Source organism: Coralliovum pocilloporae, assembly GCF_030845175.1.
GTDB lineage: Bacteria > Pseudomonadota > Alphaproteobacteria > Rhizobiales > Cohaesibacteraceae > Coralliovum > Coralliovum pocilloporae.
This window is the reverse complement of the sequence record NZ_CP132542.1, coordinates 1,043,964-1,069,305: the sequence shown is the minus strand read 5'-3', so window position 1 is coordinate 1,069,305 and position 25,342 is coordinate 1,043,964. Positions and strand designations below refer to the sequence as shown.

Below are 25,342 nucleotides of genomic sequence, written 5' to 3'. Positions count from 1 at the left end.
GTACGGGCAATCTGTGATGAGACTATTCTCGTGAGAGCCATTGCCGGGGTCCTCAATGAAGCGATCTTTTTGTTCCCTATATGCCGGATTTGCTCTGGCTTTCCTGTCTGTATCAGGCTTTTCGACATCTGTGCATGCCAGACAGGCGGAGCAGTCCTGCGGCCTTGACCAGCCTTGTCAGGTCAAAAGCGGTGATTACCGACTGAGAATGCCGGATGGTGTCAAGCCGGGGCAAAAAGTCGGTGCAATCCTCTATTTCCACGGGTTCAATGGCAATGCGGAAGGCGTGTTGAATTTCAACGCACTGAAGCGGGTGACCGATGAACTTGGCGTCGCGCTGATCGCGCCGGATGGCCTCTATCGCAGCTGGTCTTTTCCCGGCGGACCACGCCAGAGGCGTGATGAACTGGCCTTCATTGATGATGTCCTGAATGATGCGATGAAGCGTTTTGCGATTGACCGGTCCCGGATCATGGTCTCGGGCTTTTCAATCGGCGGCACCATGGCATGGAATCTGGCCTGTTACCGTGGCAGCCAGTTTGCCGGTTTTGCACCTATCGCGGGGACTTTGTGGGAGCCGCTGCCGATAAGCTGCCCGAGCCCCGTACCCAATATCATTCACGTACATGGAACCTCCGACAAGACTTTTCCGCTGACTGGGCGCTGGATTCGTGGTCAGTGGAAGCAAGGTGATATCCGGGAGATGTTCAAGCGTGTCTATAAACAGGGGCAATGCAGTGCAGAACCGCCCAGGACCATCCGGGAAGGGCGTTTGACCTGTGAACGCCGCTCACATTGCGGCAGCCGGATTGTGGAATTCTGCAAGCATAGCGGTGGACATTCTGTCCGTCCTGTCTGGGTCGCCCGTGCCTGGCGTCTGCTCAGTGATCGGCTGAAGTGGAATTAGAATTTCGCAGACAATTGCGAAAAACGCTCCTTCAGAGCAAGAGAGAACAGGACCTTGAGGATCGTGTAGCCTGCCTTGAGGCTTCCACTGACGGTTCCCGATATCTTTGATGTTCCAATCCGGCGCCGATAGGTGACAGGGATTTCCAGGATCTCCAGATTATGCTGGATGGCCTTGATCTGCATTTCGATGGTCCAGCCATAACCATGATCATGCATAGCGAGTTTGCGGAGGGTCTCTGCCCGGATCGCACGGAAAGGGCCGAGGTCTGAGACCGAACTGCCCCATATCCGGCGAATCAGCAAGCAGGCCAGTCCGTTGCCAAACCTCTGATGCGGTGACAGTGCACCGGGTTCCGCAAGACCGGAGGCCCGTGCGCCGATAACCAGATCGGCATCACCTTTCGCAACAGGATCGACGAGCTCGGCTGCCTGTTCCAGGTCATCACTGTAATCTGCATCGGTAAAGAGGATGATGTCTGTCGCCTGAACAGCATCAAGGCCGCGGAGACAGGCCGCGCCGTAACCCCGTCTTGGCTCTGAGATGACATCTGCTCCTGATGCCCGGGCCAGACTGGCTGTGGCGTCTTCTGAGCCATTGTCCACGACGATTACCTGATCGACCCAGCGAGGCATTGCCCGAAGAACATGGGAAATGCTCTCGGCTTCATTGAGTGCGGGGATCAGGGCAACAATAGAATGGCCGTGCCTCATCTCGCTGCCTCGTCTGGTTCTGGCCGTTTGATCGAGGTGACCAGAAGCCATATGAGTATGGGGCCGAATTCAATCCAGACCACGAGTTGCTTCCACCAGTTGGCATCAGGCAGATTCTCGTACCAGAAGCGGAGCTCGTAAAGGGGCAGTGTGACGCTCAGGGCCAGGAGAGCGATCTGCGGGCGAATGGTCAGGAATGGCAGAAGCCACAGGAAATACCAGGGGTAACCAGTGGGCGCGAGCAGAAACAGAGCTGCAGTGACAATGGTGGCAATTGATGCGATCTGAGACTCTGTATGCCATGGCTTCCTGAGCTGGAAACAGAGCAGAACCATGATCATCAGGCCGGAGAACAGCCGGGCAAGGCGATTGCTGTCCAGTGCCGCTGTGGAACTGTCTGATATAAAATGATCCAGAAACAGAACCAGAGTTCCGAAGACTGCATCATTCCGCTGCCATTCTGATGCAAAGACCTGCAGGCTTGAGCCTCCCAAAACCATTATTGCAACAAAGGCTACACTTATGGAGCCCGCAAGGCTGCAGGCGAGGAGGCGCTGCCGGATACTAAATTTCTGATATTGCAGAAGCAGCGGTACCAGCAAAATCGGCCAGAGTTTTACCCCGATGGCAAGGCTCAGGGATGCCGTGGCCTGCCAAAGGCGGTATCTTGAAAAGCAATAGAGCATTGCCGCCAGTCCAAGCATGACAAGGCCATCCATATGGAGACTGGCGTGGCCGTAGCGCAGCAGGATCGGGTTGAGCCAGTAGATCAGAACCAGCGATGTCGGCAGATCCTGCTGCTGCAGTGTTCTGAAAAGCAACCAGAGCGTAGCACCGTCAACAGCCAGCAGAACCAGTTTCCACCCGGCCAGAGACCACGGTGTCATGGCCTGGGAAAGACCAAAGAAGAGCTGTGTGATGATCGGGTAAATTGTCGGCAGGTCAGGGTAGGTCACCTGTGTCAGCCAATTTCGGGCGTCTTCAGATGTGATCAGCGCATGATGGTCTGGTCCTGCGGTGCCGGACAGGACATCGTCCGGTGAGAATCCATAGGGAGACAGGCCGTTTGCCACAGAAGCTCCATCCCAGAGATAACGGAAGAAGTCGGCCTCTGCGACCGGATCTGTGAAGAACAGGATCGCTCTGCAGAGGCATCCGGCAAGGATGGCTGTCCAGAACACCCTCGTTTTGATCTCTTCTCCGAGAAGTGCCATGCACATGACGAGATAAGCCAATCCGGCTGCAATGCCGATTGCGGGCAGAAGAAACAGTGCATTAAAGCCGAGCTGCTCAAACAATAGCTCGAGGCTGTGGGTGTGATAGAGAAGGATCGCATAGGCCGGAGCAGCCAGATAGCCAATCAGGCAGCCAATGAGGATTGCTGATCTGCCTGTTGAACGGTCTGGCAGGTCCGATCGTATTTTAGCTGCCGCGGCGACCGTCATAAAATCCACGCCCTGATGTTGATCCGGCCGGTTTGCGATCGTTCAGGCTCCAGTCATAGCGATAGGATGAGATGGTATCAGCCCGACTGAGTGTCTGGGCAAGATCAGGTTCGGCATAGCGCTTGAGATGGGCGATAACATCAGCACTGTCCTTGCCGAAATCTTCTTCAAACCAGGAATAGATTTTTGAGGCGATCAGGCGGCCGTTTGCTTCTGTGACAGCGCGGGGGTGATTGATGAAGGCCTGCGCAGCCCTGTCGAGCTGGTTTTCAAGCTTCCCTGCCACATAGGCTGAGGTGGCCAGGTTCGGGCAGCCGACCGACGCGCAATTGACGGCATAATGAATGCGCGGGTCACGCCAGAGAGGTCGGAGAATCCGGTGTTCGATATCGTCAAGGCTCAGGCTGTGTCCTTCAATCTTGAGCAGTTCCGCGCCCCATGGGCCATCGGAAAAGAAACCGGGCGAGATATCGATATCCTTGATGGATCGGACTGGGTGGTGATCGGCGATGACCTTGACCGTCAGCGCGTTATAGAGGTTGACCCAATAGGCGAATTGCTGGTCCCTGTTCAGTCTGGTGACCGTTACGCTCTGCATGTCTTCGAGATAGCTTGTAAGTTCCCGATGCCAGCGCGTTTTCAGGCGCGCATAATCGACGCGGTTGATGCCGTTCTTGTCGCGGAAAACCACCTGTTGCAGGATGGTATTCCATACCTTGTGATCGATCTGTGCCTGGGATGACTGGTCATGGGTTGCCCAATAGGTCCAGGCCTCTGCTTCTGGTGCTGCCGCCACCCGTGAGACGCCAGCGGATACACACAGAACCAGAACAGAAGTCCACAGGATACGAAGCATCATCATATTCACCCACGTTCTCCGAAAAATGACTGGCAGACTATCACCTTTTGAGGGCGATCTGACCAATCATAGGCTTGTGAAGTGAGGTTCGCCTGTCTAAGCGTAGGCATGGCAGGCTTGAGTCAGGGCCTGGGATCCGGATAAATTCAGGTCTGTCCGGGCTTCGATACCGGATTGCAAAGCCTGAGATCAATCTGTCAGGGACAGGGGTAGCCAAGTGCTGGCAACGGAACGTCGTTCGATTATTCTTGAGGAAGTCTCCCGTCAGCCTTCCGTCTCCATTCGTGATCTTACCGAGCGGCTGGGTGTCTCCAGAGAAACCGTTCGAAAGGATATTGTTTTCCTGTCGGAACAGGGGCGGCTGCAGCAGGTTCGCGGCGGTGCCGTGCCGGTTCTTGCGATGGAGCCGCCTATTGCGGACCGGACGGAAACCAACCCTGAAGGCAAGGCGGCAATTGCCGGCCTGGTGATGGACCGTATTCCTGATGGTGCCTCTGTTATCATCGACAGTGGTTCGACAACGCTTGCTTCGGCGAAGCGTCTGGCGGCGGAGCGGAAAGATCTGATGATCTACACCAATGACCTCAGGGTTGCCTGGGCGATTGGCCGGGCTGCTCGTGAAGTGGTTGTTCTGGGTGGACGGCTGGACCCTGAAGATCATGCGATTTACGGGATAGAGGCCATTGAGCACCTCAGTCGCTACAGGGCGGAGTTTGCCCTCATCGGTATTGGCGGCCTGTCCGAGAGCTGTCTGGCGACTGATTTCTCCCGTGAAACATCGGCGCTCCGTGAACAGATGATGCGGCAGGCAGAGCATGCGTTTGTTCTTGCAGACAGCAGCAAGTTTGGCGGCGTCAGCCGGATTCAGGTTTCACTGGCTGACAATGTCACAATCCTTAGTGATTGCGAGCCTGATTTTGCTTTGTCCGGCGTTCTGGAAGAGCACGGGATAGAGCTCATTACGGCGCGATAATTTGGCAAAAGAAAATATTTGCAAAATTTTGCAAAATCAACAAAACTAGCCTGATCATTCTCAGAACAGGGCTGATGTTGCGCCAATGTCTATGAAAAACCTCCCATCCTCCGCTGAATACGTCATTATTGGTGGAGGTATTGTTGGCTGCTCCGTTGCGTATCACCTTGCAAAACTTGGCAAGTCTGATGTGCTTCTGTTGGAGCAGGGTCAGCTGAGCTGTGGAACGACCTGGCATGCGGCCGGGCTTGTGGGGCAGCTGCGGTCTACCCCGGCCATGACCAACCTCATTCGCTATTCGACGCAGCTTTATTCAGACATTGAAGCGGAGACCGGTCTTGCGACCGGGTGGTCGCAATGCGGTTCGGTGACCGTTGCGCGGACCGATGACCGGATGACCATGTTGTTACGCACAGCGGCCTCTGCCAGAGCGCAGGGTGTCGAGGTGGATGTTATCACTCCTGAAGAGGCTCAGGCGAAGTGGCCGGTGATGCAGGTTTCAGATCTCAAGGGCGGTCTGTGGATGCCTGGCGACGGCAAGGCCAACCCTACGGATCTGACTCAGTCTCTTGCCAAGGGCGCACGTATGCGCGGTGTCACAGTGCTGGAAGGCATAGAAGTTACTGGTATTCTGACGGAAAAGGGCGCTGTTACTGGGGTAGAGACGGATTGGGGTAGTGTTTCTGCGCGGGTTGTCATTAATTGTGCCGGGCAATGGGCTCGCAAAATCGGGCTGATGTGCGGGGTTAATGTGCCGCTTCATTCTGCTGAGCACATGTATCTTGTTACCGAGCAGATTGAAGGTGTTGCGCCTGACCTTCCGGTTCTGCGGGACCCGGATGGCTACATCTATTTCAAGGAAGAGACCGGAGGTCTTGTCATGGGCGGGTTTGAGCCGGAGGCCAAGCCCTGGGGCATGAATGGAATTCCGGACAAGTTCTTTTTTCAACTGCTTGAAGATGACTGGGATCAGTTCGAGATTCTGATGGAGAATGCGCTGGTCAGGGTGCCTCAGATGGCAGAGAGCGGTGTGCGGAAATTCTACAACGGCCCCGAAAGCTTCACGCCAGACAACAATTATCTGCTTGGTGAAGCTCCTGAGTTGAAAAACTTCTTTGTTGGCGCAGGCTTTAACTCGATGGGAATTGCCAGTGCGGGCGGTGCCGGACGCGCACTTGCCGAGTGGATTGTCGAAGGTGCTCCAACAATGGATCTCTTTGCAGTGGATATCCGGCGTTTTGCTGATTTCAATAACAATCCCAACTGGCTTCATGACAGGGTGAAGGAGACGCTCGGACTTCACTACGCCATGCCGTGGCCCAATCGCGAACTCGACAGCGCCAGACCGTTCCGCCGTTCCGCACTGTATGACAGGTTGGCCGCAAAGGGTGCTGTCTTTGGATCAAAGATGGGATGGGAACGGGCAAACTATTTTGCACGCAATGATCAGGAAAAGGCGATTGACTACAGTTTCGACCGACAGAACTGGCATGATGCTGTGGCTGAGGAGCATAGAGCCGTTCGTGAAAGGGTTGCTGTGTTTGACCAGAGCTCATTTGCGAAGCTGCTGGTGCAAGGTCGCGATGCAGCCAGAGAGCTGAACCGGATCTGTTCTGCCAATGTTGATGTTGCGATCGGACAGACAGTCTATACCGGCCTCCTGAATGAGCGGGGCGGTTATGAGAGTGATTTGACGGTGCTGCGTCTGAAGCACGAGGAGTTTCTTCTTGTCACAGGTTCGGCGCAGGCTGTGCGTGATGCCGACTGGATCAGAAAGAATCTCGCCGAAGATGCACATGCCTTTCTGACCGATGTAACCACATCCTGGTCCGTGCTGTCTGTCATGGGGCCAAAAGCGCGTGATGTCTTGCAAAGCCTGACGAGGCAGAAGCTGTCAAACGATGCTTTTCCGTTTGGGACACATAAAAGCATCGACCTTGGATATGCCACGGTTCTGGCCAATCGGATGACCTATGTGGGTGAGCTCGGCTGGGAGCTTCTGGTGCCCGTGGAATTTACCATTGGCGTCTACGAGGATCTTATGTCTGCAGGTGCTGCATTCGGCATCCGTGATGCGGGATATTATGCTCTGGAGGGTCTGCGTATCGAAAAAGGATATCGCGCCTGGAGTCGTGAGCTGACGCCTGACATTACGCCGCTTCAGGCTGGCCTTGGTTTCGCTGTGGACTGGAACAAACCGGGTGGATTCATCGGCCATGATGCCCTTCTGGCTGCGAAGGAGGATCCTGCTCATCTCAATACCCGAGTTGTTCAGATGATTCTGGACTGTGGCGAGGCGCAGCTCTGGGGTGGTGAAGCCGTTTTGTGCAATGGTCAGGAAATGGGTGAGGTTCGATCTGCAAGTTATGGTCATACATTGGGTGCGTCGGTGGCTCTGTGCCACATTCATGCGGCGCAGCCGGTGACCGGAGACTTCCTGTCCCGTTCATCCTTTCTCATTGATATTGCAGGGAAAAAAATCTCGGCACAGGCTGTTCTGCGAACGCCGTATGACCCTGCTGGCACACGACCGAAAGCAGGGTAGAAAATTTTCTATTATAAGTTTGAATGAATATATCTGTACGAATGATAGTTTCTGTCATATAACTGCAACATAAGGATCATAAGAAAGAAGTCTCAAAACCCCTTGGAGGAAACATGAAAAAGACATGGATGGCGTCGCTGCTGGCTGGTGTGTTTGCTACCGGAACAGCTTTCGCGGAAACCGAGTTGACGGTTTATACAGCCGTTGAGGCGGAAGATCTGAGCCGTTATGCGGCTGCTTTCAACGAAAAGCATCCCGATATCAAGATCAATTGGGTTCGTGACTCTACAGGTATCATCACCGCCAAGCTTCTGGCCGAACGTGACAACCCGCAGGCCGATGTTGTCTGGGGTCTTGCTGCGACGTCTCTGCTGCTTCTGAAGTCAGAAGGCATGCTGGAAGCATACAAGCCGGCTGGTGTTGAGAAACTTGATCCAAAATTCGTTGATTCCGGTGACACGCCGACCTGGGTTGGCATGGATGCCTGGGTTGCTTCTGTCTGTTACAATACAGTTGAAGCAGGAAAGCTTGGCCTGACCCCGCCGAAATCATGGAAAGACCTGACTGACCCGCAGTACAAGGGTCATGTGATCATGCCGAACCCGAATTCTTCCGGAACCGGCTTCCTGGATGTGTCCAGCTGGCTGCAGATGTTCGGTGAAGAAGGTGGCTGGAACTATATGGATGGTCTCCATCAGAATATTGCCCGCTACACCCATTCCGGTTCCAAGCCTTGTAAACTGGCCGCAGCCGGTGAGATTCCTATCGGAATTTCCTTCGCGTTCCGTGGAGCCAAGTCCAAGGCAGCCGGTGCGCCGCTCGACATCATCGTTCCAAGTGAAGGTGTAGGCTGGGATATGGAAGCAACGGCTATCGTCGCCGGTACCGATGCTCCGGAAGCAGCCCAGAAGCTGGTTGACTTCTCCATCACCAAAGGTGCCATGGAAATGTACAACAAAGGCTACGCCGTTGTTGCCATGCCTGGCGTTGCCAAGCCGGTTGAGCATTTCCCGGAAGGTCTTCTTGATGCGATGATCAAGAACGACTTCGAATATGCCGCAAATAATCGTGCGGCCATTCTGAAAGAATGGGCCAAGCGTTATGACGGCAAATCCGAGCCGAAAAACTAAGTGACATTCTGTACAGGGGGCTGTTTACAGCCCCCTGATTCCGTTCTGGCCTTATCTTTCGCCAGACACAGGACATCTTTGCCCTTTTGAGGAGAAGGACCCCGCCCGTGACCGAGCATACTGCCAACGCTCCGCTTTATCTCAGCATTGACAATCTCTGGAAAGCCTTCGGGGACTTTCTTGCGCTCAAGGACATCTCGCTCGAGATCAATGAGCGGGAATTCGTCTGTTTCCTTGGCCCCTCAGGCTGCGGAAAAACAACGCTTCTCAGGGCAATTGCAGGCCTTGACCTGCAAACCAAGGGCACCGTCATGCAAGGCGGTCGGGATGTGTCCAATCTGCCGCCGTCCGAGCGTGATTTCGGCATCGTGTTCCAGTCCTACGCCCTTTTCCCTAATCTGACGATTGAGAAGAATATCGCGTTTGGTCTTGAGAATTCCGGGCGCAGCAGTTCTGAAATTGCCGTTCGGGTCGCCGAGCTGCTGGAGCTTGTGGGCCTGCCGGATCAGGGCAAGAAATATCCGGCACAATTGTCAGGCGGTCAGCAGCAGCGTATTGCGCTGGCGCGCGCTATTGCATCCAAGCCCGGACTGCTGCTGCTCGATGAGCCATTGTCGGCTCTTGATGCCAAGGTTCGTGTCCATCTGCGTCATGAGATCAAGGAGCTTCAGCGGAAACTGGGTGTTACCACAGTTATGGTGACCCATGACCAGGAAGAAGCTCTGGCCATGGCAGACCGCATTGTGGTTATGAACCACGGTGTTATCGAGCAGGTTGGTACGCCGACGGAGATTTATCGCCATCCGGCCAATCTTTTCGTTGCGGATTTCATCGGTGAGATGAACCAGATCCCGGCACTTGCCGGTCAGGGCGACAGCCTGACAATCGGAAGCGCTACTCTGAAGTGTGAGGCGCATAGCCATGCGGCTGGGGACAAGATTGTTGCTGCAATCCGGCCGGAAGATATCATTCCACATGGTGAAGGCGCGCGTTCACCAGGTGCCCCGGATGTGATTACCACGCCGGAAAACACCTTTGATATGATGATTGTCGAGATGGAATTTCTTGGCTCATTCTGGCGCTGCCGACTGTCGCATGACATTCTGGGTACAGGACATCTTATTGCGGACCTGTCTATCAATGCGGTGCGACGCCTGAATGTTGAGAGTGGCAAGACGGTATCAGTTGAATTGCCGCAGAACAGATTGATGGCGTTTGCGCAGCCGGAGAAATCATGATGACTGATGTTCTCACCCCAATCAGCAAGATGCCCGATGGGCCGGATATCAAAGGTAAACTCAGCCGGGATGATATCATCATGCGGCTCGGCATGGTTATCATTGCGCTTTATCTCGTTATCACGATGGTCTTTCCGCTCTGGGCCATGCTGTCCAAGAGCTTTTCCACCTTCAAGTTCGATCTGGCCGCCTATGAGTTGCAGGTCAGTGACGAACAGGGTGTGTTTGGCACTGAGATTCTGACACCCGCGCAATTAAACGCGGATATGAAGCTCTTGTCTGAGCAGGACCTGATCGCGGGGTCAGACGGTCGTCTTGGACTGACGCAGTTCTTCCCGGATTTCAGCTTCAGAAGCCCCGTGAAATACAAAATCCGCAACGTTGTAGATGGCGGGCGTTTTCTGGTTGGCTCTAACCTGCAGACAGGGACAGAGTGGCTGGAGCTGGACAGCAACACATTCCGGCGTGTGCAACTGCGACCGGCCAAATCCACCGGTATCGGGAACTTCGTCAATTATTTCTCGACACCGGCGCTGTTCAATTCAATCCAGAATTCAGTTGTTATTGCGGTGATCAGTACTGTGATCACGGTGTCACTGGCATTCTGGTTTGCTTATGCGCTCAATCGCAGCTGCATGCGATATAAAGGCTTTTTCCGTCTGGTGGCCATGGCACCCATTCTTGTGCCGTCCCTGCTGCCGGGGATCGCTCTTGTCTACCTGTTTGGCAATCAGGGCATGATCAAGGAGCTGCTGTTCGGGGCCAGTATTTATGGGCCGATAGGCATTGTGATTGGCTCTGTCTTCTTCACCTTCCCGCATGCTTTCATCATCATCTCCACCGCTCTGGCTATTTCGGATGCCCGGCTTTATGAGGCTGCATCCAGCCTTCGGGCGTCGCCGTGGCGCACCTTCTGGACTGTTACCATTCCCGGAGCCCGCTATGGTCTGATCTCGGCGATTTTCGTTGTGTTCAATCTGGTGATCACCGATTTCGGCCTGCCCAAGGTTATTGGCGGGCAGTTCAATGTTCTGGCGGTGGACATCTACAAGCAGGTTATCGGTCAGCAGAATTTTGAAATGGGGGCTGTGGTCTCGGTTGTTCTGGTGATCCCGGCTATTCTTGCTTTTGCCATCGATCGACTGGTGCAGTCCCGTCAGGTGGCCCTGTTGTCTGCGCGGTCGGTGCCGTTCCAGCCGAAGCCGAACCGGAAGATGGATCGCATCTTCTTTGCCTATTGCTCAGGCGTTGCAATTTTCATCGTCGGTATTCTGGCGGTCTGCCAGTTCGCAGCGCTGATTAAGTTCTGGCCGTATGATCTGAGCCTCAGTCTGACCAATTATGACTTTGACCGCATGGATGGCGGTGGATGGGGGTCCTATTTCAACTCCATCAAGATGGCGTTCCTGACTGCGGTTATCGGTACTGCCGTTATCTTCTTCGGTGCCTATCTGGTTGAGAAGTCGAACGGGTTCAAGACCGGCAGAACAGCCTTCCAGATGATTGCCATGCTACCCATGGCCATTCCTGGGATGGTTCTCGGTCTCGCCTATATCTTCTTCTTTAACAACCCGGCAAACCCGCTCGGTGTGATCTATGGCACCATGATTATTCTGGTGGTTTGTACCGTGACGCACTTCTATACGGTATCCCATCTGACTGCGGTAACGGCGCTGAAGCAGATGGACAAGGAGTTTGAATCGGTTTCAGCTTCATTGAAACAGCCGACTCTGAAGCTGTTCAGCCGGGTTACCGTGCCGGTGTGTCTGCCTGCCATTCTTGATATCTCGATCTATCTCTTTGTGAATGCGATGACGACGGTTTCAGCGGTGGTGTTCCTCTATTCGCCAAAAACCACGCTGGCATCCATTGCCGTGCTTAACATGGATGATGCGGGAGATATCGCGCCTGCGGCGGCGATGGGTATGATGATCTTCTATACCAATGCAGCGGCCCGCATTCTGCATCAGATCATCTCAAAGGGTATCCTGACCAGAACCCAGCAATGGCGGCACAGATAGGTTATCTGTCTGTCAGAGACATGACGACAAAACCTCCCGGATCTTATGGTTTGGGAGGTTTTATTTTGATCCTACAGATCTGAAAGCCACTGGTCCAAAAGCTTACGATCCCCGTCTGTCCGCAATTTCAGTATATTCCCTTCCGCGCGGACATCTTGTGCTGTTCGTCCAAAACGGGCTCTGAAGGAGTTGGAAAAATGGCTTTCCGATTTAAAGCCACAGGTCGCAGCAATGGAAAATATGCTGAGTGAATTGCCCTTTTGCAGAAGCAGCCGATAAGCCATCATCAGACGCCGCTCTTGCACATAACGGGAAATCCCGGAATGTTGCGCGAACAAGCGATAGAGTTGGGCCCGTGAAATCTGAAAACGGGCGACAAGACGTTCAACCTCCAGGGGGCGCCCCAGATTCTGCTCAATATAGTCCCGGATCGCATGTCCCAGAGCCGGGCTGGCGTTATAGGTCGCCTCACAAGAGGCAGGATTGGATTGATTGAGCGTTGCTTTGATGAGCTCGACCGTGTTCTCCATTGCCAGCTCCATCTGCGCAATGGAAAAGTCGTCCTGATAGTCCCACAATTGTGTCATCTGTCTTCGGATCATGGCGACCAGAGGGTGCCGCCCCGGCAGGGTTTTATTGTGCAGCCTCTCCAATATGTGAGAGAGCGATGGATCACGGTCCCGCGGGATGATGAAGGACAGATTTGTGAACGGATAACTCAGTCGCTCGTGAAAACGCGCCATGTCGATGACAAAGAGATCACCGTTTTGCACTGTCGGGCCATCCAGCACCGGCCCTCCACCTTTCAGGAAAACCTGTACGATAAAATGGTCCAGTGAATCGGACGCTATTTTCTGATTATCGCGATAAAAAGTCTGGCGCTGTGCGCTGACTTTACCAAAAATCGTTCGATTGGTCTGGAGAAGAGCGATGTGCCCTTGAATACCTTGCAAAGGCGCATCTTCACCGAAGCCTTTTACATCAAAAAAGGCTTCCATTTTGTCTTTCCAAAAATCTAGTGAGACGTTTGCATCAACATTATCGGTGCAGAATTCAATTCTGTGTTTGGAAGCTGAGTTTTTTGCATTTTCTTGTTCCAAGCTCCTCTCCCTTGGCTTCGTATTCCATTTTTCTGTTATTGGGCCGTTCACAGAACTGCCATTCTACTGATCTTGATCTATGCTAACGGCAATTCGCATAAATGAGACCTGTTATCTGGTTCTCGTTGTATAGAGTTTTATTCATAGAATTTCAAAAGCCTGAACAACAGGTCGCTTTGTCTCAGAAACATTGCTTGAGCGTCTCACATACCCCATTACCCCCTGTTTTCATTTGTCTCAGAGCAATTTCTTCCTGTAGGGCGTTGAAAGCAACAAATTGGGCGCAGTCGCCAGAAAAGAACGAAAAGCTGGTCTTTGTCGCCTGAAACAACCAAGGCATGGGGAGAGAATGCAGCGAAACACAGGGGCTGTTTTGCGGCATTGACACGTCAAGATGAAATCTATCCGTAAGAGTTCAGCGATCAAAAATACTAATGCGGTGTACCGGATGTGGCGGGGTTCAGGAGCCAGACCATCACGCGTGTCAGAGTTGGGTCAGTCCCTTCAGGCGTGGTTGGTCAAGCTGGGTCTGGTCTTCGCTGTTGTCGCTGCAGCAATCGGGATGTCATCTCCTGCCCGGGCCTGGAATGATACGCAGGACTATTTCGCTCGACTTCTGCCCGCTTTCGGGGCTTGCGGTTTCTTTTTAGATGTTTTTCGCGACAGTACCGGGTCGACTGGAGCCATTACATACTCGGCCACCAACGCATTGTTCGCTTTTTCGTCGTTTACGAGTGCTAGCCCTACGGGTGCAGATATTAGGGTAAGCGTGTTCGGAGGCGCTGTGAACGCAACCGCAATGCCCGCTAGTTCCGTCGTTGATGCGGGTTTCCTGGGGATGTGTGGTCTCAGTTCTGTTACAAATGTCTCTTCCGGATTTGAGACTGCCTCAGGCGCCACGGCGACAAATTTTGCAGAGCTTGTGAGAATGAGGCTAAGTTTTCGTGCCGTAATCGATAATGGACAAAGCTTTGGTACGTCCAGCGGTACAATCACCGGCGACGGAACGACAGTCTACGATTTTCGGTACAGTCTGGCGTCTACGGATGCAAATTCGATCCCGACCACCTCTGCATCCATCACCTTAGCCGATATAACCGCGCCCACTGTTTCCATTCTGAATGCCCCGGCCTCTCATGACGGGGTGACGCCGTTTGATGTGACTGTTCAGTTTTCCGAACCCGTGGTGAACTTCGTTGCTGGGGACGTAACCGTCGGCAATGGCACTGTGACCAGTCTCACAACGACCGATAACCAGAGCTTCACCGCATCGATTACACCGTCATCAGGGGCTGCCGTCACAGTTGATGTAGCGGCTGGGGTCGCGCAGGACCAGGCTGGCAACGACAATGCTGCAGCAACACGGGTCACCGTAGCAGATGCAATCGCGCCCACCGTTTCCATTCTGAACGCGCCAGGTACGCATGATGGCACTGCACCCTTCAATGTGACGGTTCAGTTCTCAGAACCCGTTGTGAACTTCGTTGCCGGGGATGTAACCGTTGGCAATGGCACCGTGACAGCCCTCACAACAACGGATAATCAGAGCTTCACCGCATCGATTACACCGTCATCAGGGTCTGACATCACAATCGATGTGGCCGCAGGCGTCGCGCAGGACCAGGCAGGCAACGACAATACCGCAGCAACGCGTGTCACCGTAGAAGGTACGGCTTTGGAGCAGACGACGGCCATCATCGGGTCTCTCCTTGAGAACCGGGGCAATCTTCTCCTCCAGAACCGTCCGAGCCAGTCCCGTCGTCTGGATCGGTTAAACGGTCGTGATACAAATAATGGCGGCATTTCCGGGTTTGGGGTAACGGTGTCGAGCGGTTATCTGCCCTTCTCCGCAACAATCAGTGATACAGAGGGACGCTTCTCTTTCAGCCTCCGTAAAGCGCAAGCCGCAGGCGCTGAGACGTCAGTCTCCGCCGATCCCGTCACAATCCTGTCCTATGCCGGGATTCAGCAGACCGGACCGCGTCCCTCACAGGGCAGCTACAAGACACCACAAGAGACGACAGAACGCCGGGACAGCGCCGGCAGCGTGTCGACGCCGCCACACGCGTCAGGCTATGCCACACAGACCACAGACATAGGTCAGACACATGCAGAGAGTGTGCGTGCCCTCAATGAGCTGCCCCTCAATGAGCTGCAAGGGCTTGAGCGTGGCCCCGGAGTTAAAGAGACCAACCCGTTTGACATCTGACTGGAAGGCAAATACAGCCGATATGAGGGCCTGTCAGGGGAGGGCAACTTTACAGTTCTCCACGCCGGGGCTGACTATCTGATGACATCACGGCTGCTGCTTGGTGTTGGTGCCCAGCTTGACTGGATCACCTATGATCAATCGTCAGGTGCCGGTCAATCAGACGGATTTGGCTTTATGGTCGGGCCATATCTAACGGCTAAGGTCACCGATCAGTTCTATATCGATGCAGCAGCATCCTGGGGGCAGGCCGACAACAGTGTCTCTCCCCTGGGAACGTATTCTGATGATTTCGATTCAGAGCGGTGGCTGGTCACAGGTGCCCTGATTGGAGAGTTTTCCTTCCATGAGGTTCTGGTCCAGCCGGAAGTGCGTCTGTCCTACTATCGTGAGGACACAGATGCCTATGTCGACACTGTCGGCACCGCGATCCCGTCACTGACCTATGAATCGGGAACGCTGGAATTCGGCCCGACCTTCAGCAGAACGTTCGAGCTGGATAACGGCATGGCACTGACCCCAAGTCTTGGAGCCCGGGGGGTCTGGACGTTCTCGGCCGAGAACACAGCGAACCGGTTCCAGTCCAACCCGTCAACATTGGCAGACGAGCGCCTGAGTGCATCCGTCACAGCCGGTCTCGCTCTCATGACAGCCGATGGCATGCATTTCAATGTGGATGGCAGCTATGCCGGTATCGGAGATGACACGTTCGAAGCATGGACCGTAAGAGCACGCGCAGGCCTCAACTGGTAAAAACCGGGAGAAACAGGGGGGTAGGCTCATAGGTTCTGTCCGTTCTGTCTAAAGAAGAGATGTAGAACGGATGGAACCTATGAGCCTGAACCCTGGTTCTGGGTAAAGGGTCGGTCTGACCCTTAAGCGACGTCTTGAAGAGGCCCCGGTATCACCGAAGCCTGCTATAGGCACCTGGCCTTCAAGCACACTACAAGTCTGTCGACCTGACCATGCTCCATCAGATTTTTCGGAATACGGCGATAAAACAGAATATGCCGCGCTTTGAAAAATGAATTGAGGATGTTGGTCTGACATCCGGCCACTACGGCAAAAGCGTATTCAGCGTAGAAGACTTCCAGAGCCTTGCCGATCAACTCAGGTCTCTAAAAGGCCGGTTCCTGATGTCGATTCATGACGTGCCAGAGATCCGCGAAATCTTCTCAGGTTTCGATTTCGAGGAGGTCACATTGAGTTACGCGGCTGGTGCAAAGGATTCAAAGAAGGCGTGGGAGCTAGTGATTTCCAACCAATCTCTAGATGAATTATCAATTCATACACCTTAATCAAAACATCATCATTCCCATGAATGATTCTTTTGAAATTGTACTAGGTGACAAAATGGGAACACCTCCATCTGATCTGGTTATCAAAATTGATTATCGGGACACCACCGGTTCGGCGGCTCGGGTGTTTGATATTGCCAGTGAGCTCATCCGCTCTTTCGAAGATCTGGATGGGGTTCTGATTACGTCTATTGATACGAAAATCTCAACCCAGTTAATCCTGGAAGATATTGAAAAATCCAGCATCAAAATCTTTCTGCGAAATCTATTGAAGGAAGCTGATGATCAAGCTCTGAAAGACCTCGATTGGAAACCCCAAGTCGGCAAGTATCTAGTCAAGGCGAAATATGCAGCGCTTCAATGGCTCGACCGAGATATCGATGAAGAAGAATCAGTACAGATTGAAGATCTGACTGAGAAGTTTCGTGCCTTGGCTCAGGAAACCGATGTTAGGCATGTGCCTGATTACCCAAAACTAAATTCATCGAGAGTTGCTCAATCTCTCGACCGGATCCAGCGGACAAAAGAGAGGTTCAAGGACGGAGAAAGCCTTACCATCACACTCGACGAGACAGAGTATTCCGTTGATTTACAGTCAAAATGGATGCCATCGGAGCATATGCCAGATGTTGAAGCCGCTCAGGAGTTGTCTAATGAGATCGACATGGTGCTGATCATTAGGAAACCTGATTTACTTGGGCAATCCCAATGGCAGTTCAAACATGGAAAGAACAACTTTAACGCTCCAATCGAAGACGAACAGTGGCTGGAAGAGTTCCATGCCGGTAAGCATCCAATCACACCAGGTCAAGCATTGAGGGTTCGTGTGCGGCACGATTACAAATATGATGAACTGGGAAATCTAAAGGATAGTGACCAAACTATTGTTAGGGTTCTTGCTGTCCTGCAAACCGATAAAACGGGTGATTTGTTCGACGCATAATGGTGCAGTTTAATCCGCTCATAAAAGTTGCGTTAAAAGAACCACAAAGAGATGGCGCTAAATGCGCTTGATTAAAGCATCATCCACAAAGCGCTCTGTGCACGTTAAAAGCGCAGTCTGTGCAGAATGAAAAGGCGCGCCACAAGCGCCAGACCTTTAACTTGAATTGGTAGCGGTGCTTTAAGGGTTTGTATTTTCACGAGTTTTTATCTGAAAAGTCTATCAGCTTTTCAGAATCACGCTGTCATGCTCTCTTGCGAAAACATTGAAATATCAGTCGGTTATTTTGATGGTGTCTTTGGGGAATGGCGCACCGGGGAAGATTCGAACTCCCGACCCCCAGATTCGTAGTCTGGTGCTCTATCCAGCTGAGCTACCGGTGCTTGCCGCGGGCAGTTGACTGCCTCGTGTGGGGCGTACTCGTAATAGCTTCTGGAGGGTTTGGCAAGCCTATTCTTGTTTTTCTTTTGGGCTTGTGAACAAAAAAGATTCTCTGCCCTGCCTGGGCTTTGTAGCGCGTGCAGCAGCCTGCTACTTGGCGGCCAGAACCTGCTCTTGTTCGGGCATTGGTATGAAGATCTCGAACGTGGCTCCGGTGTCTGATTCAACCAGTCTCAACGTGCCGTCATGGGCGCGGATCAGTTCTGAAGCTATCGCCAGACCAAGGCCGGTTCCGCCTTGCCGAACAGAGCCCTGGAATGCCTGGAAGAGTTTTTCCTTGGCCTTTTCCGGCACGCCGGGACCTGTATCACAAATCCGGATCAGGATGCCCACATCGGCCTGCATGGCATAGACAGACAGACGGCGAATGACCTCCGGCCGGTTGTCACTTTCCATGGCCTGAATGGCATTGCGACAGAGGTTCAGCATGGCCCGGAACAGTTGTTCCGGATCAGCATCCAGTTCTACGTGGTCATCACAGGCAATATACCAGTCGATATCTTCCCGATCGCCAAGAGCCAGAGTCTCGCCGATGTCATCAATCACCTTGCGCAAGTGAATGCGACGGCGGGACGGTGGGGCTTCCTGCGCCTTGCCGTAGTCCATAACGGACTTGGTGTAGTTTACAGCCCTGTCGAGGGCATGGAAGATCTTTGGCACAATCCGTTTGGCCAGAGGGTCATCCAGATCGGACAGGCGATCTGAGAAGAGCTGTGCTGAAGCCAGGATGTTTCTCAAATCATGATTGATCTTGGAGACGGCCAGTCCCAGGTCGGCGAGCCGCTTCTGCTGGTGCAGGGTGTCTGACAATTGCTCCTGCATGTCCGAGAAGCTCTGTTCCATCAGGCCGATTTCGTCAGTGCGATTGGTTGGCACCACACGGCTGGCCTTGTCTTCCGGTGCATCCCGGAATGCGACAATGGCATGGGTCAGTGCTTCCATCGGTTTCAGGAACAGGGCGCGAAGGCTGATGTAGACCAATGCAGCGGTCACAAAGGAAATGATGAGGGAGAGCTGCAGAATGTTGATGCTGAAGGCAATCAGATCGGCCCTGAGAGGGGTTTCATCCATGATCACCTCCAGCGCCTCTCCACCTTCCGGAGGCGTGCCTATGGCCAAAAGTGTGCGGCCGTCTGAAGCAAAAAGGGTCTCAAAGGTCTGCATGATGGATGTGAGCGGGCCGATCTCCCTCAGATCGGTGCTGATATCGACAGAAGAGGGCATGCGGTCCATGGCAACAAGGCGTCTCAGCCCGGCAGACCTGACGGCAATTGCATGGGCCCCGGTGGCCGCCAGTAGGCGATCCTGGAGGACCCTTGGTGGCTCGCGCTGATCGAAGGTGGTCACGCCCACGGCGGCAACTGCTGCCATCGCGACCTTGTCTTTCAGCCAGTTGTTGCGGAAATTGGCGGCTGACGGAATGAAAATCAGCACTTCGCTGAGCATGATGAAGGCAATCGTCAGCAGCAGGAGTTTGGTCGACAAACTCCATTTGAGTTGGACTGTCTTGGACTTGCCAGTCTCATTTGCCTCTGACCCGGCCATCTGGTCTATGCTCTTGCTCCTAACCGAACACGCGCAGCATGCGAATGATATACCCTACCAGAGGCTTGGATGGGAAGTCCTTGAAAAAGGTCACAGCAGCGCGCTTTCCGATTTCAGTCATGGTCGGGTAGGGGGAAATGAACCCTTTCACCTTGCCGACGGATTGTTTCTGACTGACCACAAGGGACCACATGTTGATCATCTCGCTGGCCTTGTCGCCGACAATGCTGACGCCAAGGATACGACCCTTCTTGTCTGTAATAATCTTGATGAGACCGGTGGTTTTTTTCTCGGCCTGCGCACGATCATTTTCTGAATAGGGCCAGCGCAGCACAGAAATTGTTCCGTGTGCCTTGCGTGCGTCTTCTTCTGTCAGGCCGATATGAGCAATTTCCGGGTCCGTGTAAGTTGCCCAGGGAATGATGGATCGATCTTCCTTGGCCGGCAGACGGAACAGGATCTGCTGGATGACCAGAGTTGCGTGATAGGATGCCACATGGGTGAACTGCAGCCCTCCAATGACATCACCAATCGCATAGACCTTGCGGTTTGATGTCCGCAGGCTCCGGTCCACAAGAACAGAGCGCTTATCGTGTTTGATGCCCGCTTCATCAAGGCCGAGGCCTGTAATGTTGGGCGCGCGACCCGCTGCAACCAGCAATCTGTCGCCGTCTAGAGCGAGTTCTCCGCCATCATGTTCCAGAACGACCCGAATGCCCTCGTCGAGAGATTCCACACGGGCAATTCTTACACCTTCGCGAATGTCCACGCCTTCTGAACGGATGCGATCCAGAACGATAGAGGTCAGCTCCGGGTCATCCTTGCCGAGCGCCTTGAAGGCTTCCAGAACAGTGACGCGGCTGCCAAGCCGGTGATGAGCCTGTGCCAGTTCCATGCCGATGGGGCCGCCACCGATGACAATCAGGTGCTCGGGTTGCTCTGTGAGGTCAAAGACCGTTTCGTTTGTCAGGTAGGGAACGTCATCAAGGCCCTCAACGGGTGGCAGGGCTGCTGATGAGCCTGTGGCGATGACAAACCGTCTGGCCTTGACCGTCACATCTCCGGCCTGAACTGTCTCATGGTCGATAAAACGGGCGGCTTCCTGAATGACCGTTACACCGAGCCCTTCGAAGCGCTCGACTGAATCATGGGGTGCGATTTCAGCGATGACGTCGTGAACGTGCTTGTGGACCTGTTCAAAATCCACGACCGGATCACCAGCCGAGATACCGAACTTGGCTCCATCCCGTATGGCCTGAGCCTGTTTTCCTGCGGCAATCAGGGCTTTGGAGGGGACGCATCCATAATTCAGGCAATCACCGCCCATCTTGCCTTTTTCAATCAATACGACCGGCACGTTGAATGCGGCAGCCACCGCAGCCACGGTCAGGCCACCTGATCCGGCTCCGATGACACAGATATCGGGAGTGAGGGTTTTGGTCATGGTCGGAACGATGCTCCGTAAGTGTTGCCTTCATGAGACAGAGCCCGGCACAGGTTGCCGGACTCTGCACGTGTCTTGTGCCGGAGAGCGCTCAGGCTCCGGCTTCCTTGTTGCTACGCAGCTTTTTCAGAACGACGGGGATAATCGCGACAATACCGAGGCCTGCCAGCGCAATCAGGAGTTCCGGTGTGACGAGCGAGCCGATATTGAATTCGAGTGTACATGTTCCCGCCTCAAGGCAAGCTGGCGTTGCGCCGCTGGCTTCCATTTGCGCGTCAATGATCGAGCCCAGCCCCACACCGATATAGGTAAAGGCAAATGTGCCCGGGATAATGCCGAGTGCAGTTGCCACAGCATAGGTCTTCAGTGGGACGTTGAAGAAGGCTGGTGCCAGATTGACCAGCCAGAAAGGGAAAACCGGAACCAGCCGCAGAAACAGCAGATAACTGAAAGCCTCGGACCGGAAGCCTGCCGATAGTTTCTGTAGCCATGGACCGGCCTTGGCTTCAAGCGCGCCGCCCAGGGATGTTTTTGCGGCAAGGAACAGAATGGATGCCCCAAGCGTTGCGGACAGAACCGTTGCAGGACCGGCCACGAGCCAGCCAAACAGAAACCCGCCGGTAATCGTTGCCAGACTGGCCACCGGTGAAGACAGGGCCACCAGCGTTGTATAGAGGGCAATATAGCCAAGCAGAGCGACAAGAAAATTGCTGGCGACAAAGTCGAGGAGAGCTGTACGGTGGATTGCAAGAGAGGTCAGCGACAGGTGATTATGCCAGCCCTGGCTGATTGCAAAGAGCGACAGGCCCCCAATAAGGATCAGTGGCAGCCACCGCTTGAGTGGACTCTTTTGCTTTTCCGAAGTGTCACCCGATTCCATAAGTGCCCCGTCTTGTTGCGTCATGCTGGTTTACCTTCGCGTAGTTTTCCTAAGTTTCGGTTCACATTCAGCATTGTGTATGTTGACCGGGAACCTACTCGCTTCCGGCTTTCATGTAGAGGCCCTGGTGGTTGAATTTCAGCGATCTCACCGGGTTTTGATGGGTTTGTCAGAGTGTGTCATAAGCCTTGATCCCTTTGGACGGGGTTTGAGCTGTCAGAATACTGAGTGAGGTATTATAAGACGTTTATCCGGGAGTCAGAAACTCTGTTCCCTCTGTTTTGACGGTCAGAGAAGAAAACTGAGGGTGAATCGCTCTGAAGAGGCGACACTCCGTTGACTTCCATCGCACAAGGACTTATAGACCGCGGTCGACTAGAGATGTTTTTTGAGGGTCGCCAAAGAGTGACCTCTCTTTGGGCATCGATTTCCAGCTTAACACTCCGATCTTTGTATCTGGAGCAATTAGGGACCGCGCTTGCGCGGAATAGACCTATGAAACGGACATATCAACCGAGTAAGCTTGTTCGCAAGCGTCGTCACGGTTTCCGTGCGCGTATGGCGACCAAGGGTGGCCGCAAGGTTCTTGCTGCTCGCCGCGCTCGCGGCCGCAAGCGCCTTTCAGCTTAATCCCGGTCTCCTTCTGGGCCGGGGATTTGCCGATGGTTCGGCTAAAAAAACGCTCTGAATTTTTGGCCGCGGCGAAAGGGACGAAAATCCCTCGCCGCGGCTTTGTTCTTCAAGTGCTCGATCACGGACTGAAAGGCGGGCCCGTTGCCCGGTTTGGTTTCACCGTGACGAAGAAAGTTGGCAATGCTGTCGTGCGCAATCGGGTCAAGCGACGGTTGCGGGCATTGGTGCGGGAGGCTGAAGTGCTTTCCGAACCGGGACATGATTATGTGCTGATCGGCCGTCGGGGCACCCTGACAGAACCTTATTCGGCACTGTTGAATGATTTTCGTCAGGCGCTTCATCGCGTCAGTCGTGACAAACGGAAACGGTCGCAAGTATCGACCATGGAAGGTTTGAAGAACCCATGACCGAGAACAAGAATCTAATCCTGGCCATGGTGCTGTCAGTTCTGATCCTGATCGGCTGGCAGTATTTCATTATTGAGCCTCGCCTGGAGGCGGACCGGCTGCGCGCAGCCGCCCAGCAGACCCAGACCGGAGAGGCTCCTGCCAGCCAGACACCTGGTGCCGCTTCTGTTGAGCAGTCTGTTCCCGGCTCTGTGCAGCAGACGGTTACCGGAACGCGTGATGAAGCTCTGGCCCAGGGCGGCCGGGTCACGATTGATACCCCGCGTCTTGCCGGTTCAATCAATCTGAAGGGTGCGCGGTTTGATGATCTGCGTCTCAAGGATTATCGCGAGACTGTGGATGCGGACAGCGAGACCATTATCCTGTTCTCTCCTCAGGGTGGTCCAAACGCCTATTATTCCTATCATGGCTGGATTGGCTCTGGTGGTGCGCTTGATGGTTTGCCGACACTTGAAAGCGAGTGGACCGTCAATGGTAATCAGACCCTCTCTGTAAATGCGCCGGTAGAACTGAGCTATGACAATGGTCAGGGTCTTGAGTTCAAGCGGGTTATCTCTGTGGATGAGAACTACATGTTCTCAGTTCGCCAGAGTGTGAAAAATACCGGTTCAAATCCGGTTACGCTCTTTCCATACGGTATTATCTCCCGGGCGGGCACACCTGAAATCTCAGGCTTCTTCATCCTGCATGAAGGTCTTCTGGGTGTCTTTGGCGAAGATGGCCTCAAGGAAGTCGACTATGACGAGCTGAAGGAAGATGGAGCCCAGACGTTTGGGGCTTCAAAAGGTGGCTGGCTCGGCTTTACGGACAAATATTGGGCTGCTGCGCTGATTCCATCACGGGATCAGTCCTTTACCCCGCGGTTCGACTTTACGGGCGGTTCGGCAGCGGACGCCTATCAGGCCGATTATCTGGGGCAGAGCGTGACGATTGCGGCAGGCTCTGAACAGTCGATTGAAGCGCATCTGTTTGCCGGTGCCAAACAGGTCAATATGATTGACGGCTACGAGCAGAATATTGGCATTGACCGGTTCGAGCTTCTGATTGACTGGGGCTGGTTCCACTTCATTACCAAGCCGCTCTTCTATGTGATCGACTGGCTCTTCCACCTGCTTGGTAATTTCGGTCTGGCCATTCTTGCTGTAACGGTTCTGGTGAAAATGGTCTTCTTCCCGCTGGCCAACAAGTCTTACGCATCCATGAGTAAGATGAAGCTTGTTCAGCCTGAAATGGAAAAGATCCGCGAGCGCTTCAAGGATGACAAGCCGGCCCAGCAGAAGGCCATGATGGAGCTCTACAAGAAAGAGAAGATCAATCCGGCTGCGGGTTGTCTGCCGATCTTTATCCAGATCCCGGTCTTCTTTGCGCTCTATAAGGTTCTGTTCGTCACCATCGAGATGCGGCAGGCGCCGTTCTTTGGATGGATTCAGGATCTGGCCGCGCCGGACCCGACATCCCTGTTCAACCTGTTTGGTGCGATCCCCTGGGACCCGAGCTGGCTCCCGGCGCTTGGTATCTGGCCGCTTATCATGGGTGTTACCATGTTCATCCAGATGAAGCTGAACCCGGCACCACCAGACAAGACGCAGCAGATGATCTTCAACTGGATGCCGGTGCTGTTTACCTTCATGCTGGCGAGCTTCCCGGCTGGTCTGGTGATCTACTGGGCGTGGAACAACTTCCTGTCCATCATCCAGCAATATGTCATCATGCGTCGTCAGGGCGTGAAGGTGGAGATCCTCAAGAATATCAAGGATACCTTCCGCAAGTCGAAGGATGAGGCAAGCAGTTAGAGCCTTGTTGTATGAGGTTGCAGATGGCGCGGATTTCCGCGCCATTTTCTTCAGATGATGTGAGATTGTTACGAGATGGATCAGGACAGCCAGTACGAACCGGAACTCCTTGAAGAGGCGCGTGTCATGTTTGCGCGACCGTGGACGTTTACCCGAGGCGTTCCCTCCATGAAGTTCCTGCCGGAAGCTGACGGGGTTGAAGTGGCTTTTGCCGGGCGGTCGAATGTTGGTAAGTCGAGCCTGATCAATGCTCTGACCAGCCAGCACGGGCTGGCGCGGACATCCAACACGCCAGGCCGGACGCAAGAGCTGAATTTCTTTGTCTCGGAATCCGGCATTACAATTGTCGATATGCCTGGCTATGGCTTTGCCAAAGCGCCAAAAGCCAAGGTTGATGACTGGAACAGATTGATCCGCTCCTATCTGCGGGGACGCCCCAATCTCCGGCGCGTCTACGTGCTGATCGATGCCCGGCATGGCATCAAGACCAATGATATTGAAGTGATGTCCATGCTGGATAAGTCAGCGGTCTCCTATCAGGTGGTGCTGACCAAGGCAGACAAGATTTCCGCGACGCAACTGGAGGCGCTCAAGGCCGCATCTCTTGAAACTCTTCGCAAACACCCGGCATCGCATCCCTTCATTCTGGCAACATCCAGCGAGAAACGTCTGGGGCTTGATGAATTGCGGGCCGAGATTGCAATGCTGCGCGAAGAATAGGCCTCCGGGTCCGGGAAGCTGAATTGTTTTCCCGATAGTCTGAGAGCTCACGCTTAAGATAATTGAGTGTGCGGGCCAAACGCGCTATGGCTGTCAAA

The 25,342-nt window shown here is 53.8% G+C and carries 20 protein-coding genes and 1 tRNA gene; 13 read left to right on the top strand and 8 right to left on the bottom strand.

Annotation, left to right across the window (positions count from 1 at the left end; all coding sequences use genetic code 11):
• The first annotated feature begins 55 nt into the window (after positions 1–55).
• Positions 56–907 carry a CE1 family esterase gene (locus tag RA157_RS04955; RefSeq protein ID WP_350335366.1) on the top strand — a complete coding sequence of 284 codons (852 nt, stop codon included), beginning with the start codon at positions 56–58 and terminating at the stop codon, positions 905–907.
• On the opposite strand, the gene RA157_RS04950 is transcribed toward RA157_RS04955, so the two are convergent.
• The 3 genes from RA157_RS04950 to RA157_RS04940 are packed head-to-tail and all read right to left on the bottom strand — an operon-like array spanning position 904 to position 3,927.
• Entirely contained in the window at positions 904–1,620 is a 717-nt protein-coding gene (locus RA157_RS04950; protein WP_350335365.1) for a glycosyltransferase family 2 protein, read from the bottom strand. The genes RA157_RS04955 and RA157_RS04950 overlap by 4 nt on opposite strands.
• Positions 1,617–3,065, bottom strand: a complete 1,449-nt coding sequence (locus RA157_RS04945; protein ID WP_350335364.1) for an MptA/MptB family glycosyltransferase — start codon at positions 3,063–3,065, stop codon at positions 1,617–1,619. The genes RA157_RS04950 and RA157_RS04945 overlap by 4 nt, the downstream gene beginning before the upstream one ends.
• Entirely contained in the window at positions 3,043–3,927 is an 885-nt protein-coding gene (locus tag RA157_RS04940) for a DUF547 domain-containing protein (protein ID WP_350335363.1), read from the bottom strand. The genes RA157_RS04945 and RA157_RS04940 overlap by 23 nt, the downstream gene beginning before the upstream one ends.
• 214 nt (positions 3,928–4,141) lie before the next feature.
• Here RA157_RS04940 and RA157_RS04935 point away from each other — a divergent pair, with 214 nt between their 5' ends.
• The 5 genes from RA157_RS04935 to RA157_RS04915 all read left to right on the top strand — a co-directional run bounded on the left by RA157_RS04935 (position 4,142) and on the right by RA157_RS04915 (position 11,831).
• Positions 4,142–4,897, top strand: a complete 756-nt coding sequence (locus RA157_RS04935; RefSeq protein ID WP_350335362.1) for a DeoR/GlpR family DNA-binding transcription regulator — start codon at positions 4,142–4,144, stop codon at positions 4,895–4,897.
• Between the two features lie 85 nt (positions 4,898–4,982).
• Positions 4,983–7,442 (top strand): GcvT family protein, encoded by a 2,460-nt coding sequence (locus RA157_RS04930; RefSeq protein ID WP_434058471.1) that lies wholly within the window; start codon positions 4,983–4,985, stop codon positions 7,440–7,442.
• Positions 7,443–7,555: 113 nt separating this feature from the next.
• On the top strand, positions 7,556–8,572 hold the full coding sequence (locus RA157_RS04925; protein WP_350335361.1) for a putative 2-aminoethylphosphonate ABC transporter substrate-binding protein: 1,017 nt from the start codon (positions 7,556–7,558) through the stop codon (positions 8,570–8,572).
• Between the two features lie 107 nt (positions 8,573–8,679).
• Entirely contained in the window at positions 8,680–9,810 is a 1,131-nt protein-coding gene (locus tag RA157_RS04920) for a putative 2-aminoethylphosphonate ABC transporter ATP-binding protein (protein WP_350335360.1), read from the top strand.
• On the top strand, positions 9,807–11,831 hold the full coding sequence (locus tag RA157_RS04915; protein ID WP_350335359.1) for a putative 2-aminoethylphosphonate ABC transporter permease subunit: 2,025 nt from the start codon (positions 9,807–9,809) through the stop codon (positions 11,829–11,831). Before RA157_RS04920 ends, RA157_RS04915 begins: the two co-directional genes overlap by 4 nt.
• 71 nt (positions 11,832–11,902) lie before the next feature.
• On the opposite strand, the gene RA157_RS04910 is transcribed toward RA157_RS04915, so the two are convergent.
• Positions 11,903–12,931: an AraC family transcriptional regulator gene (locus RA157_RS04910; RefSeq protein ID WP_350335358.1), complete on the bottom strand. Its 1,029-nt coding sequence runs from the start codon at positions 12,929–12,931 to the stop codon at positions 11,903–11,905.
• A 928-nt stretch (positions 12,932–13,859) separates the two neighbouring features.
• Here RA157_RS04910 and RA157_RS04905 point away from each other — a divergent pair.
• The 3 genes from RA157_RS04905 to RA157_RS04895 all read left to right on the top strand — a co-directional run bounded on the left by RA157_RS04905 (position 13,860) and on the right by RA157_RS04895 (position 17,381).
• A complete protein-coding gene (locus RA157_RS04905; protein ID WP_350335357.1) occupies positions 13,860–15,140 on the top strand; it encodes an Ig-like domain-containing protein in 1,281 nt (426 codons plus the stop codon).
• A complete protein-coding gene (locus tag RA157_RS04900) occupies positions 15,141–15,893 on the top strand; it encodes an autotransporter outer membrane beta-barrel domain-containing protein (RefSeq protein ID WP_350336155.1) in 753 nt (250 codons plus the stop codon).
• 564 nt (positions 15,894–16,457) lie between these two features.
• Positions 16,458–17,381: an LAPAL motif-containing putative phage structural protein gene (locus RA157_RS04895; protein ID WP_350335356.1), complete on the top strand. Its 924-nt coding sequence runs from the start codon at positions 16,458–16,460 to the stop codon at positions 17,379–17,381.
• A gap of 306 nt (positions 17,382–17,687) precedes the next feature.
• On the opposite strand, the gene RA157_RS04890 is transcribed toward RA157_RS04895, so the two are convergent.
• The 4 genes from RA157_RS04890 to RA157_RS04875 all read right to left on the bottom strand — a co-directional run bounded on the left by RA157_RS04890 (position 17,688) and on the right by RA157_RS04875 (position 21,715).
• Positions 17,688–17,764: transfer RNA gene (locus RA157_RS04890), tRNA-Arg, on the bottom strand.
• Positions 17,765–17,912: 148 nt separating this feature from the next.
• Complete coding sequence (locus RA157_RS04885) at positions 17,913–19,367, bottom strand: ATP-binding protein (protein WP_350335355.1); 1,455 nt, start codon at positions 19,365–19,367, stop codon at positions 17,913–17,915.
• 19 nt (positions 19,368–19,386) lie between these two features.
• Positions 19,387–20,811, bottom strand: a complete 1,425-nt coding sequence (locus RA157_RS04880; RefSeq protein WP_350335354.1) for a dihydrolipoyl dehydrogenase family protein — start codon at positions 20,809–20,811, stop codon at positions 19,387–19,389.
• Positions 20,812–20,902: 91 nt separating this feature from the next.
• Positions 20,903–21,715, bottom strand: a complete 813-nt coding sequence (locus tag RA157_RS04875) for a TVP38/TMEM64 family protein (protein ID WP_350335353.1) — start codon at positions 21,713–21,715, stop codon at positions 20,903–20,905.
• Positions 21,716–22,186: 471 nt separating this feature from the next.
• Between RA157_RS04875 and rpmH the strand changes: the two genes are divergently transcribed.
• The 4 genes from rpmH to yihA all read left to right on the top strand — a co-directional run bounded on the left by rpmH (position 22,187) and on the right by yihA (position 25,244).
• Positions 22,187–22,321 carry a 50S ribosomal protein L34 gene (gene rpmH, locus RA157_RS04870; RefSeq protein ID WP_350335352.1) on the top strand — a complete coding sequence of 45 codons (135 nt, stop codon included), beginning with the start codon at positions 22,187–22,189 and terminating at the stop codon, positions 22,319–22,321.
• Between the two features lie 32 nt (positions 22,322–22,353).
• Positions 22,354–22,731 carry a ribonuclease P protein component gene (rnpA, locus tag RA157_RS04865; protein WP_350336154.1) on the top strand — a complete coding sequence of 126 codons (378 nt, stop codon included), beginning with the start codon at positions 22,354–22,356 and terminating at the stop codon, positions 22,729–22,731.
• A complete protein-coding gene (gene yidC, locus RA157_RS04860; protein WP_350335351.1) occupies positions 22,728–24,524 on the top strand; it encodes a membrane protein insertase YidC in 1,797 nt (598 codons plus the stop codon). The genes rnpA and yidC overlap by 4 nt, the downstream gene beginning before the upstream one ends.
• Positions 24,525–24,599: 75 nt before the next feature.
• A complete protein-coding gene (gene yihA / locus RA157_RS04855; protein WP_350335350.1) occupies positions 24,600–25,244 on the top strand; it encodes a ribosome biogenesis GTP-binding protein YihA/YsxC in 645 nt (214 codons plus the stop codon).
• Positions 25,245–25,342 lie beyond the last annotated feature (98 nt).